At 59.3% G+C, this 14,559-nt stretch carries 17 protein-coding genes and 1 pseudogene; 9 read left to right on the top strand and 9 right to left on the bottom strand.

Going from position 1 to position 14,559, the window contains the following annotated elements:
* The first annotated feature begins 204 nt into the window (after nucleotides 1-204).
* From ACOYW2_RS28545 to ACOYW2_RS28505, 9 genes and pseudogenes are all read left to right on the top strand, one after another.
* A complete protein-coding gene (locus ACOYW2_RS28545; RefSeq protein ID WP_482768799.1) occupies nucleotides 205-1,419 on the top strand; it encodes a cation:dicarboxylate symporter family transporter in 1,215 nt (404 codons plus the stop codon).
* A gap of 486 nt (nucleotides 1,420-1,905) precedes the next feature.
* Nucleotides 1,906-2,670 carry a transporter substrate-binding domain-containing protein gene (locus ACOYW2_RS28540; protein WP_482421001.1) on the top strand — a complete coding sequence of 255 codons (765 nt, stop codon included), beginning with the start codon at nucleotides 1,906-1,908 and terminating at the stop codon, nucleotides 2,668-2,670.
* A 269-nt stretch (nucleotides 2,671-2,939) separates the two neighbouring features.
* The gene (locus ACOYW2_RS28535; RefSeq protein ID WP_482768798.1) at nucleotides 2,940-3,830 is read left to right on the top strand and encodes an amino acid ABC transporter permease; all 891 of its coding nucleotides are present in this window, start codon (nucleotides 2,940-2,942) and stop codon (nucleotides 3,828-3,830) included.
* A gap of 11 nt (nucleotides 3,831-3,841) precedes the next feature.
* Nucleotides 3,842-4,036: pseudogene (locus ACOYW2_RS28530) on the top strand (Ada metal-binding domain-containing protein); the annotation flags it as partial.
* A 127-nt stretch (nucleotides 4,037-4,163) separates the two neighbouring features.
* Nucleotides 4,164-5,297 (top strand): AlkA N-terminal domain-containing protein, encoded by a 1,134-nt coding sequence (locus ACOYW2_RS28525; RefSeq protein ID WP_482768797.1) that lies wholly within the window; start codon nucleotides 4,164-4,166, stop codon nucleotides 5,295-5,297.
* Nucleotides 5,294-5,782, top strand: coding sequence for a methylated-DNA--[protein]-cysteine S-methyltransferase (locus ACOYW2_RS28520; RefSeq protein ID WP_482768796.1), 489 nt, complete (start codon nucleotides 5,294-5,296; stop codon nucleotides 5,780-5,782). Before ACOYW2_RS28525 ends, ACOYW2_RS28520 begins: the two co-directional genes overlap by 4 nt.
* Before the next feature lie 67 nt (nucleotides 5,783-5,849).
* Nucleotides 5,850-6,194, top strand: a complete 345-nt coding sequence (locus tag ACOYW2_RS28515) for an antibiotic biosynthesis monooxygenase family protein (protein ID WP_482414563.1) — start codon at nucleotides 5,850-5,852, stop codon at nucleotides 6,192-6,194.
* A gap of 53 nt (nucleotides 6,195-6,247) precedes the next feature.
* Nucleotides 6,248-6,655, top strand: coding sequence for an HAD-IA family hydrolase (locus ACOYW2_RS28510; RefSeq protein ID WP_482768795.1), 408 nt, complete (start codon nucleotides 6,248-6,250; stop codon nucleotides 6,653-6,655).
* Between the two features lie 7 nt (nucleotides 6,656-6,662).
* Complete coding sequence (locus tag ACOYW2_RS28505) at nucleotides 6,663-6,926, top strand: HAD family hydrolase (RefSeq protein WP_482768794.1); 264 nt, start codon at nucleotides 6,663-6,665, stop codon at nucleotides 6,924-6,926.
* 94 nt (nucleotides 6,927-7,020) lie between these two features.
* Here the strand turns inward: ACOYW2_RS28505 and ACOYW2_RS28500 are convergent, their stop codons facing one another.
* The 9 genes from ACOYW2_RS28500 to ACOYW2_RS28460 all read right to left on the bottom strand — a co-directional run bounded on the left by ACOYW2_RS28500 (nucleotide 7,021) and on the right by ACOYW2_RS28460 (nucleotide 14,024).
* Nucleotides 7,021-7,305, bottom strand: a complete 285-nt coding sequence (locus ACOYW2_RS28500) for a hypothetical protein (RefSeq protein ID WP_482768793.1) — start codon at nucleotides 7,303-7,305, stop codon at nucleotides 7,021-7,023.
* 17 nt (nucleotides 7,306-7,322) lie between these two features.
* Complete coding sequence (locus ACOYW2_RS28495) at nucleotides 7,323-8,552, bottom strand: hypothetical protein (RefSeq protein ID WP_482768792.1); 1,230 nt, start codon at nucleotides 8,550-8,552, stop codon at nucleotides 7,323-7,325.
* Nucleotides 8,553-8,623: 71 nt separating this feature from the next.
* The gene (locus ACOYW2_RS28490) at nucleotides 8,624-9,958 is read right to left on the bottom strand and encodes a methyl-accepting chemotaxis protein (RefSeq protein ID WP_482768791.1); all 1,335 of its coding nucleotides are present in this window, start codon (nucleotides 9,956-9,958) and stop codon (nucleotides 8,624-8,626) included.
* A gap of 177 nt (nucleotides 9,959-10,135) precedes the next feature.
* Nucleotides 10,136-10,303 (bottom strand): hypothetical protein, encoded by a 168-nt coding sequence (locus ACOYW2_RS28485; RefSeq protein WP_482420992.1) that lies wholly within the window; start codon nucleotides 10,301-10,303, stop codon nucleotides 10,136-10,138.
* A gap of 197 nt (nucleotides 10,304-10,500) precedes the next feature.
* Complete coding sequence (locus ACOYW2_RS28480; protein ID WP_482768790.1) at nucleotides 10,501-10,668, bottom strand: hypothetical protein; 168 nt, start codon at nucleotides 10,666-10,668, stop codon at nucleotides 10,501-10,503.
* A 187-nt stretch (nucleotides 10,669-10,855) separates the two neighbouring features.
* Nucleotides 10,856-11,206, bottom strand: a complete 351-nt coding sequence (locus ACOYW2_RS28475; protein ID WP_482768789.1) for a potassium channel family protein — start codon at nucleotides 11,204-11,206, stop codon at nucleotides 10,856-10,858.
* Nucleotides 11,207-11,335: 129 nt separating this feature from the next.
* Nucleotides 11,336-11,884 (bottom strand): HD domain-containing protein, encoded by a 549-nt coding sequence (locus tag ACOYW2_RS28470; RefSeq protein ID WP_482768788.1) that lies wholly within the window; start codon nucleotides 11,882-11,884, stop codon nucleotides 11,336-11,338.
* 24 nt (nucleotides 11,885-11,908) lie between these two features.
* On the bottom strand, nucleotides 11,909-12,199 hold the full coding sequence (locus tag ACOYW2_RS28465; protein ID WP_482414556.1) for a YciI family protein: 291 nt from the start codon (nucleotides 12,197-12,199) through the stop codon (nucleotides 11,909-11,911).
* Nucleotides 12,200-12,395: 196 nt separating this feature from the next.
* Nucleotides 12,396-14,024, bottom strand: a complete 1,629-nt coding sequence (locus ACOYW2_RS28460; RefSeq protein WP_482768787.1) for a methyl-accepting chemotaxis protein — start codon at nucleotides 14,022-14,024, stop codon at nucleotides 12,396-12,398.
* Nucleotides 14,025-14,559: the final 535 nt, after the last annotated feature.

Genomic DNA, 14,559 nt, shown 5'->3' with positions numbered 1-14,559 from the left:
CGGGCCCATGGCCTGGGAGCCGCCCCCCAAAAAATAAAGGCTTTGGCATAAAAAGCACGGCGCTCGGCGGCAGGCAGGTTGGAGACACTGCAGCCGACATGGGCTCGCCTGGGAATCGTTTCACCGTTGAGACACCCCGGAACGCCCGCACGCAAGCGGCTTTTTTATCCGGGCCCAATATGTTCAACCAGGAGGGATGATAGGATGTCATTGGAAAACAGGTTTGGAGAATTTGCTCTGATTATCAAGCTCATCGGCGGGATCGCCGCCGGTATCATCATCGGCCTTGTGGCAAACGAAGCCGTCATCGAGGTTGTCACCACCATCAAATACGTCATCGGGCAGCTGATCTACTACACGGTCCCGCTGATCATCATCGCGTTCATTGCGCCGTCCATCGTCAAGCTCGGAAGCAACGCCAACAAAATGCTCGGCACAGGGGTCCTGCTGGCCTACCTTTCCGCAGCCGGAGCGGCCACCATGGCTGCCATGGCGGGCTATCTCATCATCCCGCACCTCTCCATCGCCACCAGCGTGGAGGGACTCCGGGAACTGCCCAAGGTGGTATTCCAGCTCAACATCCCCCCTGTCATGTCGGTGATGACCGCCCTGGTCACCGCCATCATGCTGGGCAGCGCCACCATCTGGACCAAGGCAGAGACCTTTGCCAAGCTCATGAACGAATTTGAAGAGATCATGATGCAGGTTGTCCATCGCGTGGTCATCCCCATTCTCCCGATCTTTATTGCCGCCACCTTTGCCTGCCTTGCCTACGAAGGCAGCCTCACCAGGCAGCTCCCCGTCTTCCTGAAGGTCATCGCCATCGTGCTGGTGGGGCAGTTTGTATGGCTCACCATCCTCTACCTCATTGCGGGCATGATCTCCGGGACAACTCAATTGCTTCACCACTCCCCGGCCTACCTCACGGCCGTGGGTACCATGTCCAGCGCCGCCACCCTTCCCGTGTCCCTCTCCTGCGCTTCCAAGTCCAGCGCGCTCAGCAAGGACACCGTGGAGTTCATGGTCCCCATGGGCGCCACCATTCACCTGTGCGGCTCCGTGCTCACCGAAACCTTTTTTGCCATGACCATCTCCATGATGCTCTACGGACATCTCCCCTCCGTCAGCGTCATGGCCCTGTTCATCCTGCTCTTCGGCATCTTTGCCATCGGCGCCCCCGGCGTCCCCGGAGGAACCGTCATGGCCTCCCTGGGCATCGTGGTGGGAGTCCTCCAGTTCGACCCCGCGGGTGTGGCCCTTCTGGTGGCGGTCTTTGCCCTCCAGGACAGCTTCGGCACCGCCTGCAACGTCACCGGTGACGGCGCCCTCACCCTGATGCTCGAAGGCCTGTTCAACCGCAACGGCGAGCTCCAGCAGGAGCACGCCTGCGAAGCAGGACTCAGCACAGAACTCAAATAGCCCCACGGGTTGCCTCCGGCCAAGCTGCCGGGGGCAACACTAAAGGAACGATTCAGCCCAAAGAACAGCCCCCGGCGGCCCCGCCGGGGGCCAACCTTTTGAAAAATTCAGCAAACAGGTTTTGTTTTTTGAGGATTCGTGCCTGAAGAGCATAGCCCCTCTCCTTCTTTAAAATTCCATGATTACCGGAACGTTTTTACGGAGCTTTTTTCAAAAAGCGACCCGCCGGAGGCAACGGAGTTTTTAAATGCGTTGGCCCTGACCTGTTGCCGGTTTCGTCTTGACATCCGAGCCCTTCAGTCATACTAAATAAAATTTTGATTTGACTGGACGGATCCATCAAACAGGGGATGTCGCTTCTCATCAACCACGCGACAGATCAAGGGCCCCGCATCAAGGCCCTTTGCCGAAGGCCCGGCTCACCGGGAGGAGGGCAGCCGCTGGCTTGGGAGCCGTCTCCATATGATAACCAGGAGGAAGACGAACATGGCACGATTGAAAAAACTGCTGACCGTCATGGTCATGGCAGGGGTTTGCATGGCAATGGTTTCCACGGCATCCGCCGCGGACAAGAACTGGGCAAAGATCAAAAAATCCGGCGTTCTCACCATCGGCACCAGCCCCGACTACCCCCCCTTTGAAAGCGTGGACCCCGCCACCAACAAAATCGTGGGTTTTGACATCGACCTCATCGACGCCGTTGCCGCCGAGCTGGGCCTTAAAACCAAGTTCCAGGCCATGGGCTTTGACTCCATCATCATTGCCGTGAAAAACGGACAGGTGAACCTGGGTATGTCCAGCTTCTCCGTCACCGAAGAGCGTAAGCAGAGCGTTGACTTCACCATCCCCTACTACAAAAACGGCTCCACGGTTCTCACCAAGGCCGACTCCCCCGTGAAAACCGAAGAAGACCTGGTGGGCAAGCGTGTTGCCGCCCAGATCGGCTCCACCAGCGCCGAAGCGGCCAAGAAGATCAAGGGCTGCGACGCCCAGATCGTGGACGACGCCAACATCGCTGTAATGATGATGAAAAACGGCGTGGTTCAGGGCGCTGTCCTGGACGTGGCCATTGCCGAAAACTACGCCAAAAAACCCGAGTTCACCGTCTTTGAAAAGCCCCTGAGCTACGAAGAGACCGCCGCCATCGTGCGTAAGAACTCCCCTGAGTTCCTGGACGCCCTCAACAAGGCCATCGAAAAGCTCGAAGCCGACGGCACCATCGCCAAGCTCCGCAAGAAGTGGGGCGTATAGAGGATCGAAGGCCCTCAGCTTTGATTGTAAAACGACGCCACCCCAGCCGGAAAACCGGTTGGGGTGTTGTCCTTCACAGCATGCACCACAACAGACCGCGACCATGATCACGTAAGGCCCCCTGGAAAACCATGCGGTTTTCCATTGCAGCGCTGTGCCTCACTGGTTTGTTCAAAAACCGTTTGCCCCCGGCAGGCCCGCCGGCGGCAACCCATAGAAGGATCATCACAGTGATCGATTTTGCGCTGGTTTGGCAGCACAAGTTATTTTTGCTTAAAGGAGCCGCGGTCACCATTCAGCTGACCTCCGGTGCCCTGATCATCGGCATCATCCTCGGCTCCCTTGCCGGCATGGGCCGCATCTCCAGAAACCGCCTGATCCGAGCCGTGTCAGGTGTCTATGTCTACGTCCTGCGCGGCACCCCCATGCTGTTGCAGATCTTTTTCATCTACTTCGGTCTGCCCCAGCTCTACCTGGCCATCACCGGGGACCCGATCATGTTTTCGCCCATCAAGGCGGGCATCACGGCCCTGGGCATCAACTCAGGCGCCTACGTGGCGGAGATCGTCCGTGCGGGCATCCAGGCCGTTCCCAGCGGCCAGATGGAGGCCGCCCGCTCACTGGGCATGCCCCACGGCCGGGCCATGTGGGACGTCATCCTGCCCCAGGCCTTTCGCAAAATCATTCCCCCGTTGTGCAACGAGTTCATCGTCCTTTTAAAGGACTCCTCCCTGACTGGATCGGGGGCTGGTGAGCGACGCACTCGGCGCCACGGGCGCCCGGTACTACGACTACGTCCAGTTCCTCTTCGGCGCCGGTGTGGTCTACCTCTTTTTGACCTTCATCATCTCCCAGGCCCTGGCCGCCCTGGAGAGAAAACTCGGCGTCATGGACAAGTAACACCTCGCCTTCCCGGTTTTCTGCGAAGAAAGGCCCCCCACAGCGGCTTTCGCTGCTCCGCCCACGGTCATGACGGCCCGGCGGAGCGGCAGCGCCCAACACACCGCACCTCCCCTGCCCATCAAAAAAATGCCATCTCCGAAAACCGCTTGCCAGGATTCCGGCAGGAACGTTATCCATACAGGAAAGAGGTCACGGGTCGTTTTTTCGGACCATCACCCGTCGTCTCCTGCGGCACGCGCCGCACCACACATTTTTAGGCAAAGAGACCATGATGCAGCACGAATACAGCCAGGCCAGAACAGCCAAGGACAGGAACTACGACGGCAGGTTCTTCTTCGGGGTGAAAACCACGGGGATCTTCTGCAGGCCTTCGTGCCCGTCTCCTGTGGCCAAAGAGGAGAACGTCCGCTACTTCACCACCCTCTTCGAGGCGTTGGATCAGGGGTTCCGGCCCTGCTACCGATGCAGGCCGGACCTTGAAACAGACTACACCAACGGAAACATCCGGGGGACATTCCTGGTGAGAGGCCCTGAAAAAAATCTACGGAGGGTTTCTCCACGACCACAGCTTAGGGGAGCTGGCAGAAGAGGTGGGGGTATCGGACCGCCACCTGCGGCAGCTCTTTCAGGACAACCTGGGTGCCCGGCCCGGGGCCGTGGCCAGGTACCACAAGGCTCTGTTCTCCAAGAAACTCCTGGTCTACTCCCGCCAAAGCATCACCGACATCGCCTATGCCTCAGGCTTCGGCTCCATCCGACAGTTCAACGAGGTATTCAAAAAGACCTTTGGGAAAACACCCACGCAGCTGCGCCGGGAAGAGGGACCCGGGGAAGAAAATCCCGGCGCCGACACCCTGCTGAAGCTCCCCTACCGGCAGCCCTTTGATTTTAAGCAAATCCTCTCCTTTCTGGCCCCGCGGGCCATCCGGGGGGTGGAGGTGGTCACCGAAACAAGCTACAGCCGCACCTTTCGAGTGGGCTCAGCCCGAGGGTACGTCACGGTCACCGATGCCCCGGAGACATCGGCCCTTGCGCTTCACATCGCCTGTGACGACATCCGATGCTGCATGGAGATCCACAACCGCGTCCGCAGGATGTTCGACCTGGACACCGACTTTTCACGGATCAACCACCTCCTTGCAGCGGACACCACCCTGTCCCGCGGCATGACAAACGGCCACGTGCCCCGCCTGCCCGTGGCCTTTGATCCCTTTGAGTTTGTTGTCCGCGCCATCCTCGGCCAGCAGATCACGGTAAAGGCCGCCACCACCCTGGCCGGACGCATCGCTGAAAAAGCGGAACAAAACACCGGCCCTGAGTACCCGGACGGCCTGGACCGCTACTTTCCCGATGCCGAAGAGCTCGTTGGCCTCGACCTTTCCGGTATCGGCCTCACCCAGACCCGCCAGGCCACCTTGCAAACCGCGGTGCGGGCCATTCTGGACGAAGCCGTCAAGCTCACCCCCAACCAACCCTTTGACGCCTTTCACCGGGACTTTTCCATCCTGAAAGGCATCGGCGACTGGACCGTTCACTACGTGGCCATGCGGGGCCTGGGTATGAAAGACTGCTTTCCGGCCACGGACCTAGGGGTCATCAAGGCCCTGACCCGGGACGAAAAACCGACCAAAAAAGCAATCCAGGCCATGGCCGAAGCGTGGCGCCCCTACCGGAGCTATGCGACCCTGTGCCTGTGGCATATGGACAAAGGAGACGAGGCATGACCTATTACACCCGATTCCAGGCAACCCTCTGCGAAGTGATCATCGCAGGGGACGACCAGGGTATTTCCCATCTTCACCTCTGCACAGGGGAAGGCAAACGGGTCTTTGAGATCTCACCGGAGTGGGTTCGAAACGACGCCTTCTTTGACGACGCCGTGGGGCAGGTGCGGGAGTACATGGAAGGAAAAAGGGATCACTTTGACCTGAAGCTCAACCCCTCGGGAACGGAGTTCCAGAAACAAGTATGGAAGGCACTCACGGCCATTCCCTTCGGAGAGCTCAGGACCTACGGAGACATTGCAAAAAAACTGGGCAACGAAAAGGCCTGCCGTGCCGTGGGCATGGCCAACAGCAAGAACCCCATTCCCCTTATCGTACCCTGCCACCGGGTGGTGGGGGCAGGCGGCAAGCTCACGGGCTTTGCCCATGGCCTGACCATCAAGGAGCAGCTCATCCGGCTGGAAAAAGAGAAGGACCCAACATAACGAAGAGCCCCCGGCAGGACGCCGGAGGCTTTTATGAATGCATCAGTAACAAAAAGGACACACCACCATGTATGCCGTCATCTTTGAAGTGACCCCCAAGGCCGAAGGCAAAGCCGAGTACCTGAAAATCGCCGCGGAAATCCGGGGCTTCCTTGAGAGCCGACCAGGCTTTATCTCCATTGAACGCTTCGCCAGCCTCAACGAGGAGGGAAAATTGCTGAGCCTCTCCTTCTGGGAATCCGAGGCCGCCATCGAGGCATGGCGCACCATGCTGGACCACCGAACCGCACAGAGAACCGGCAAGGCCTCCCTTTTCACCTCCTACCGCATCCGCGTGGCCAACGTGGTGCGGGACTACACCCACGACAAGCGGGGCCAAGCTCCTGCGGACTCCAACAGCGCTCTTCTTTAAACAGCGAGCACACTGATCTATGGCCAGCAAGAGCCAGCAAAAGGAACCACACCATGACCATCACCCTCGCCTTTGACGTATACGGCACCCTCATCGACACCCACGGTGTGGTTGAGCACCTCAAAGAACGCATCGGGGAAAAGGCTGCGGCTTTTTCCCGTACCTGGCGCGAAAAACAGCTGGAATACTCGTTCAGGCGGGGGTTAATGCAGCACTATGCTCCGTTTTCCGTATGCACCGCCCAGGCACTGGACTACACCTGCGTCGTCCATGGAATACCGTTCAACAGCGAACAAAAAAAAGACCTTCTGGAAATCTATCGCACCCTCCCCGCCTTTCCGGATGTTCTTGAAGGGCTTGCCCGTCTGAAGGCAACGGATTGCAACCTCTTTGCCTTTTCCAACGGCACCGCAGACGCGGTGGAGCGCCCTTTAACGCTGCGGTATCTGGAGCGTTTTTGATGGCATTGTGAGCGTCGATGAGATCAAATCGTTCAAACCCAACCCCGGTGTCTATGCCCACTTCCTGAGACAATCCGGAGCCGAAAGGCACGAAGCCTGGCTCATTTCAAGCAATCCCTTTGATGTGATCGGTGCCCTTTCAGCCGGTATGCGCGCTGCCTGGGTCAATCGATCCAAAGAAGCCCCCTTTGACCCCTGGGGCATTGAGCCATCGGCCACCATCCATGATTTAACCGAACTTCGCGACGCCCTGATATGCGTAACCCCCTGACAGGATAGAGGCCCCATTCCCATGGGGCGCTCACACGCCGTCGGGAAAAACCCCCGTCATCAGTCAACCGCGTCTGTGTGTCGGGAGTTTGCCTCTACTCCGAGGCCCCGGTACGCACGTCCATGGTGATGGGAATGAATTGCCCTGGTCGCGATACGGCAACGTTCACCACCACCCGCATCATCCCGGCATCCACGTCGCTTGCGCCCACGGTGATGTTGAAGGCATCGTCCGGGTCTGCCCCGGCCAGCCCCCCCTCTTTCCAGAGGTCCATGAGAAAATGCCTGATCAGGGGCGTCACCTTCCCCCAGGTCGCCGTGTGTCTGTGTTCGCAGGCGCATCCCTTGAGGGCTTCCGTGATGGAGGCCTCAATCATCATCACCGTCCGCCGCACGTTCACATAGCGCCAGTCCGGGCTCCCCAGATCAGGGTCCCTTCACCGGGAAAGGCGCGGATGGCGTTGACAGACAGGCCATCCGGGGGAATGGCAAGGAACTCCTGGCGATCACCGGAAACGGTGACAGCCGGGCTGCAGACGCTGTTCAGGCTGATGTTGGCAGGGGCCTGCCAGACGCCCCGTGAATTGTCCGTCATGGCGTAGGCGCCGGCAACGGCGCCCGACGGTGGCAGCAGGTTGGCACGCGCCTTCATGGCTTTGAACAGGGTGTTGAAAAGCGGGCTTTCTGCCACCAGGGCATTGTTGATGCCGGTTTTTTCCGCGTGGGTGAGTAAGGGAGAGGTCATCTTACTGATGACAGACGCCATGGCGCCTGACTCGGCGGCGGAGGCCTCCCCCCGGCCTTGGGAAAGCTCCTCGGTCAGAAGCCGCTGAAGAAGCGAAAGAGGAGTAAGGTTTTCAAAGCCCAGATTCCGTTCCTGCACCACCGAGGTGTTCAGCCATGGGTAATAGGCTGCTCCGAGGCCCAAATCCGCAGAGCCGATGCCGTCCCGAAACGCCGTGATGCAATCTGCAGAAGAGTTTGGTGAAGGCCGGTCTCCTCCCCGGACATCCAGGATGGCAATGGCTGTGACCGCTGCGCACCGCCGCAGGGCGGCCTGCTGCACGGCGCTGCACCCTGCCCCATCCAGAAGCACGGCCTCGGGGATCACCACCAGGGTGGGGCCATCCTCCCCCGACAGGGCGCCAATCCCCCGGATCAAGCCCTCGGTTTCCACGGCATCGCTGTAGTCCCCCACGGACACGATGCTGCAGGGTCCGCCCCCGTTCTGGAAAAAAAGTTCCAGGCTGCGGTACAGGATGTAGCGCTCGGAGCTCTCGGTCAGGGAAAAGGATTTGCCATTTAGAACCACATCCGAGGCATCGGGTGAGCCCGTCTCCTTTTCCTCAAGGGAAAAGCCGAGGACCGGCGCACCACCGAACAAGGCCACGTACTCGGCCATGTTACTCACCGAAACCGGTTCCATCACATTTTCAGGCATTTTTTCCGTGTGCCCGATAAAAACCGGCACGGCCGTGGGCACCGCCGTCACCGACCCGGGAAGCCCTTCGGCCCATGCACAGACAAAAGACAAGAAAACCAGGGCACATGCCAGCCCCATGACGCGTGAACGCCCCTTCATCATCATCCCCCCCATCAAGGCCCTGCGCCAACCAACCCGCGCCATGCGCAAGCCCTTATCTATCTATCCATTCCGTATCATCACGCAAGGCACGGCTCACCGTGCCCCGCGACTCATCACAGGGTAAACCGCCCCACAAGGCCACTCAACTGATCGGCCAGGCCGGAGAGTTCCCGGGCCTTGGTGCGGATCTGAAGGCTCCCCTCATTCATCTCCCGGGCTGCCCGGCTCACCTCCGAGATGCTTTGGGCCACGCCTTCGGCAGCGGCCGAGGCCTGTCCCACGTTCTCACTTACGGCCTGGCCGCCGGAAGCAGCCTGGGCAGCGCTCTGCGAAATTTCACGGGTGGTGGCGGACTGCTCTTCAATGGAGGCAGCCACAGTGGTCACCACCTGATTGATATCGTGAATCACCGTGACAATGGATTCAATGGCGTCTACGGACTCTGACGTCACGGTCTGGATCCCGGAGATCTTTCCCCTGATCTCCCCGGTGGCATCCGCCGTCTGCCGGGCAAGGGCCTTGATCTCTTCGGCAACCACCGCAAACCCTTTTCCGGCCTCACCGGCCCGGGCCGCCTCGATGGTGGCGTTGAGGGCCAGCAGGTTCGTCTGCTCAGAAATCTCAGAGATGGTTTCCGTCACCTGATTGATCTCCTTTGCCGCGCTTCCCAGCTCCGTGACTTTTTCCGACACCATACGGGCCTCGTCCACGGCCCCCCGGGTGATCTCGCTTCCCTTTGCCGTATTTCCGGCAATCTCCTCAATGGTTGCCGCTATTCCCTCAGAGGCAGCGGGCGGACGATCCCGGACCGTCACGGTGGTCTGCTCCGTGGACGCGGATACCTCGTTCATGTTGTCGGTCATCTCATCGGCTGCCGTTGAGACCGTGCCGGAGGCTTCCGCGGTATGGTCCGAGTTCGATGTAATCTGTTCCGAAACGGCAGACAGCTCCGACGAGGAAGACATCAGCATCCCCACCCCGGTGCGGACGTCCCCGAACATGGATTTGAGATTGGCCGACATGCTGTTAAGGGATGCCACCAGAACCCCGATCTCATCTTTGCCCCGGATGTCCAGGGTCTGCCGCAGGTCCCCCTGGGCCATCTTGTCTGCAAACGCCGCGGCCTGTGCCAGAGAAGAGACAATGGGACCGGCAATGAGAAGGGCAACCCCCACGCACATCACCAGTACAACCCCCATGGAGACCCATACGGTACGGGCCGTGAGGGCACTGTGCTCCCTCATGGTTGTCAGGGAATGGTCCAGCTCTTCCACATGCTGTGCCACGAGTTTGTCGATCATCCCCGTGAGCTCTTCGGCAAAGGGGTCAAACTTTTCCATCATGGGATTGCCCTGCTCCGGCCCCCCGTCGATATAGGCCTGGGCCATGGAGCGTCCCATGGCGTAATACCGGTCCAGGCTCACCCGCATCGCCTTTAACAGGGCCACGGTATCGGCTTCGCCGTACTTTTTGTGCTCATCAATGGCAAAGGCGATACGCTTGACTGCATCGTCGTAGTAGGTTTTGGCCTCATCGTACCCGTCATCGTATCCTTTGGCTGCCCGGGTGGCTGAAATGTCCGTGAGCCAGCCCTGGATCTGCTCGATATCCCTGTTGATGTTTCATTAATTAAGGTGGGGAAGAACTTCCCCTTCTGCAGATGCCAATTCCTCCACCGTCGCCTGGGTGAACCGTGTGATACACAAGCCCGAAATGGCAAACAGCACCCACACAATCCCGAAGCCTGCAAAAAGCTTCACCCGCACCGACACATCATTGAGTTTAAACGCCATCTCTATCTTTCCTCATAAAGGATCACAAAGGGTGGGCCATAAAAGCCATTATTCAGCCGCTTTGAGCGGACTGCCTGATGAACGGCCCCGATAAATAAATCAACCCCGCCGTACACGCGACAAGGGGTATCTCTCGTCAGTTCCATGCAAACACACGCTTGGGTTCACATCCCACGAAAATGAGAAATACTATCCCCTCATCCATCGACAAAACAAAAACCGCCTTGAATATTTCTTTCATTTTTTTTTGCAATAAAAAACCGCACGACCCAATCAGAGAAAGGGCGTGCGGCAGGCAAGGCGCGGAGGGTTGGCAAATCGAACAGAAAACCGTGAGTTGGGGTTGCTCTTTCAGCAATACCCACTCTTCCCCGCAGAAGCCGGGAAACATCACCTCACATCATTTTGCAGGCGTCATTTTTGTCAACTGTCCGGGAGGTCGGAAAAAGGGGACTGAAACGGGGTCAGTGAGTAAAGGGCAGGGACGGGTCACGCCATCCGGGGAGCGTCAGCGCATGACCGGCCGGCTCAGCCGAAGAGGCAACTGAGGCGCTAAATCTGCTCTTTGATCTCCTTGACCATCCCCATGTCCACGTGCTCTCCAAAGGCAAGGGTGGCGGAATGAAGGGCCAGGGCCACGAGAATCCCCGTAAAGGTGATCCCCGTCAGGGCAATGAGAACGGAAAGGGCCCTGGACCCCTTCCGACTGGGACGCATGTCCCCGTATCCCACGGTTGTGGCCGTGATAAATGTCCAGTAGAGCGTGTCGAACCGGCCCCATTTTTCAAGGCGGCCCACCCACTGACCCAGCATCACGATCACAAGGAGCAAGAACCCCATCAGGGGGGCTGCAAAGTACAGGGCCCAGAGCAGAAACCGAATGAACGTCAGGGTAAAGCCCATAATCAGGAACCTTCGGTGTCCGCGCGATCGGCCAGGCGGATCTTCCGGACGACGTCAGGTACCAAGATGTAATCTTTGATCAACCCCAAAAACAACCGGGCATCTCCACCACAGCAAGGCAGGTGCGGCTCAGCTGTATCGCAGGTAGTTCTCGATCTTGAGCCGGAGTCTCTCGGCCAGGGTGGCGTTGGCTGCCCCCAGGGTCTCAAGGATCATTTCGGCCTCCTGCCTGTAGGCTGTGATCTTCTCCCGATCCCAGTGGGCGGGCGGGGGCTGGAGGTTGGTGATGCGGTCGGCGAGCTTGACCATCCAGACCTCTTCGGGCTGTTGCCGAATGCGGGCGAGGCTGTCGGCCATCTGCTCCTGCTTGCTGCCAAGGGTTTTGTCCTTGGAAAGAGCCATTACCCCTTGGGCCACCTCAAGCCCGAAACCCTCGGCCACGGTCTCAAAGGAGGTGTCCGTGTCTTCCAGGGTGTCGTGCAGCAGGGCGCAAAGCACGGCAAGATCCGGCTTTTCGGTGCAGGCGGGATCCTCTGTGATGGCGGCCATCACCTCCATGGAGACGGTCCCGACATGATTGATGTACGCGATCTCGGTACCGGGCATGGTCTGCCCGTTGTGAGCCCTGGAGGCAAAATTCCAGGCGGCAAGGACAAGGTCCTGATTCCAAACAGTCATGGGTAAGATCCTTTAAAAAACCGGTTAATTCGGCAAGAGACACTCAAAGCCGCTGCCCGCCATGGAGGGGACAAACTCCGTCACATCATAACGCGCCACGCCCTCTTTGCAGAAGGGGTCTTCGGCCAGCACCGCGTCCAGGGCCTCCCTGGTAGGCATGTCCGCAAGGATCACCCCACCGGTGCGGGGCACCTTGCGACCGGAGGCGATAAAATGTCCTTTTTCGTACTGCTCCTTCAGGTAAACGACATGGGCCTCAAGGTTCGCATCCACTTTATCCATTTCGCATACATAGGTCAGGGAAACAATATACATGCGTCGTCCTTTTCATCTTGATGGAGTCATGCAACGGGGATGGCCTGGATCTGCCGCCCCTTTGATCCGAAGCGCCCACGAGGGCCCATGGATCACAACGGCCCAAGGGAACCACAGCCACGGAAAAGCTTCAAGGATTTCCTTGCGCAAGCACCGGGGCTCCCCAACCGGGCGAGCCCCACTTCGCACGGAGACACTACAGGCGAAACTGCCCCACGGCGGTCTCCAGCTCTTCGGAGAGGCCGTTGAGGGTGAAGGCCTCCGAGGCCACCTTGGAACTTCCCTCGCCGAGGCCTGTGGTCTCCCGGTTCAGCTCGGTGATGTCATGGGCCACGCTGCCCACGGCAACAGAGGTGTCCGCGATGTTGGCCGCCACCTCCTGAATCCCCAGGGAAGCCTGCCCGATGTTCTCGGAAATCTCGCGGGTGGTGACGGACTGCTCTTCCACGGCGGCGGAGATCCCCCCCACCACCTCGTTGATGCCGTGGACCACCTCGTTGATGCCCGTCACCTCGCTGACCGCGTCCCGGGTGGCGTCCTGGATCATGCTGACCTGGGTACGGATATCACCTGTGGCCTCGGCGGTCTGACGGGCCAGCTCCTTGATCTCGTTGGCCACCACGGCAAAACCCCGGCCCGCGTCACCGGCCCGCGCCGCCTCGATGGTGGCGTTCAGGGCCAGCAGGTTGGTCTGCTCGGAGATCTCGGTGATGGCCTCGGTGACGTGACCGATTTCCCTTGCCGCCTCGCCCAGGGAGGCGATTCGGGTGGCCGAGGACTCGGCCTGGTCCACGGCCTGAGCGGTGATTTCCGTGGCCTTACCCGTACTCCCGGCGATCTCCCCGATGGTCTCCATCATCTGCTCGGCGGACTCGGCCACAATGCCCACGTTGGTGGAGGCCTCTTCAATGGCGGCTGCCACGGTGTTCATGTTGCCGCTCATCTGCTCTGCGGAGGCCGCCACGGACTGGGATTTTCCCACGATGGACGAGAGGTTCACGTTCATGCTTCCAGACAGGGTGCTCAACTCACCGGAGGAGACAAACAGGGTTTTCGAGTTGTCCACCACCCCCTGGAGCATGGCCTTCATCTCCCCGGCCATGGTGTCGAGGCTGCCACCGATGCGCCCGAGTTCATCGCCTCCGTCAATGCCGGAGGTGGCGTTCAAGTCACCGGAGCCAAGGCGGCGAGCGAACTTCTCCACCCGGGCAAGGCGGGTCAGCAGGCCGAAGGTCATGCGGATGCCCAGGAGCATGACCAGCAGCCCCACGGCCACCCCGCCGATCTGGAGGGTGTAGAGCAGGGAGAGCTTTTTCTCGGAGGCCTTCTGCATCAGGAGCACAGCCTTGTTCATCTCCCCCAGAAGGGAAAGGTTGTTGGCCTGGACCCAGGCCAGGCTGTCGGCGGCACCGGACCCGTCCGAAACAACGGTCTCAAGGTGTCCGTAAAAAGACCTCCACAAACCGGATACCGTGTTGAGTTGATCCCGCACCTCTCCTTCGGCTGCGGGGCAGTGCCGGTAAGCCGTGGTCTTCAGATTCAGGGTCAGGGGGGCGTTTCCGGAGTCGGTGAGGGCCTTCAGGGTCAGGTCGAAGACCTTGGCCGTGTTGCGGATGGTGGCGGCCGAAGAAGCATCGGGAAACGCGGTGTAATGAAGGATCTCCTTGGTCATCTTCTGGGTCAGCATGCGCTGCCTGCCCGCCAGGTTGATGACCAGGCCGTCATCCTTCATGCGGCCCGATACCACCACAGTGGAACAGAACATAAACACAACAATCACCGAAAATCCTACCATCAAAAGCGTCTGCCTGACCTTGATACTCATCTCTTCACACTCCGCTGCAACTCAATTCCCATGACCGGCCCTGTCTCACCCGTTGCGACACACGGCACATCCAGCCCAGTGGGATCCCGGAGTGTCTCTCCGGCCCAAAGGCATGCCCACACTACATAACAACAACTGTGCCAGCCCGACACCTGAAGCGCCTTAAAAAAAAGCCGAAGTATACTGTTCGACGGCCCAGGGCCCCTGAGAGTGCGGTTACGTCCCAGGGCAACCATCTGTTTACATAGCCTCATCCAAACCTGGCCTATCCCGGGCCCCACCGGACAGCGCCCCCCAAAAAAGCGAGCCGCAAGACACAACACAGGTCCCTTCCATTCCAAAACGCCTGCGGCACACAAAAAAAACTGTCCCACCCACCTACCTTTCAGCCAGATCTGTCCCACACCCCTTTTGACACACACCGGTGCCGCTCCTCCCGCCCCTTGAAATTCCATGTGATCTTGAACAACGTGGGACTCATTTTTTCCTGTCTTTCCCCCCGGTAACATACTATATACCAAGGTCAGGCAGAGGC

The sequence above is a fragment of the Desulfoluna sp. CLI2B genome (genome assembly GCF_056847375.1).
This window is presented reverse-complemented; position numbering and strand designations above follow the sequence as displayed.

Excerpts from the sequence above, each read along its gene's own strand:
- ACOYW2_RS28545 (WP_482768799.1), top strand. The coding sequence starts at position 205 with ATGTCATTGGAAAACAGGTTTGGAGAATTTGCTCTGATTATCAAGCTC.
- ACOYW2_RS28540 (WP_482421001.1), top strand. The coding sequence starts at position 1,906 with ATGGCACGATTGAAAAAACTGCTGACCGTCATGGTCATGGCAGGGGTT.
- ACOYW2_RS28520 (WP_482768796.1), top strand. The coding sequence starts at position 5,294 with ATGACCTATTACACCCGATTCCAGGCAACCCTCTGCGAAGTGATCATC.
- ACOYW2_RS28515 (WP_482414563.1), top strand. The coding sequence starts at position 5,850 with ATGTATGCCGTCATCTTTGAAGTGACCCCCAAGGCCGAAGGCAAAGCC.
- ACOYW2_RS28510 (WP_482768795.1), top strand. The coding sequence starts at position 6,248 with ATGACCATCACCCTCGCCTTTGACGTATACGGCACCCTCATCGACACC.
- ACOYW2_RS28500 (WP_482768793.1), bottom strand. The coding sequence starts at position 7,305 with ATGATGATTGAGGCCTCCATCACGGAAGCCCTCAAGGGATGCGCCTGC.
- ACOYW2_RS28495 (WP_482768792.1), bottom strand. The coding sequence starts at position 8,552 with ATGGCGCGGGTTGGTTGGCGCAGGGCCTTGATGGGGGGGATGATGATG.
- ACOYW2_RS28485 (WP_482420992.1), bottom strand. The coding sequence starts at position 10,303 with ATGGCGTTTAAACTCAATGATGTGTCGGTGCGGGTGAAGCTTTTTGCA.
- ACOYW2_RS28475 (WP_482768789.1), bottom strand. The coding sequence starts at position 11,206 with ATGGGCTTTACCCTGACGTTCATTCGGTTTCTGCTCTGGGCCCTGTAC.
- ACOYW2_RS28470 (WP_482768788.1), bottom strand. The coding sequence starts at position 11,884 with ATGACTGTTTGGAATCAGGACCTTGTCCTTGCCGCCTGGAATTTTGCC.
- ACOYW2_RS28465 (WP_482414556.1), bottom strand. The coding sequence starts at position 12,199 with ATGTATATTGTTTCCCTGACCTATGTATGCGAAATGGATAAAGTGGAT.
- ACOYW2_RS28460 (WP_482768787.1), bottom strand. The coding sequence starts at position 14,024 with ATGAGTATCAAGGTCAGGCAGACGCTTTTGATGGTAGGATTTTCGGTG.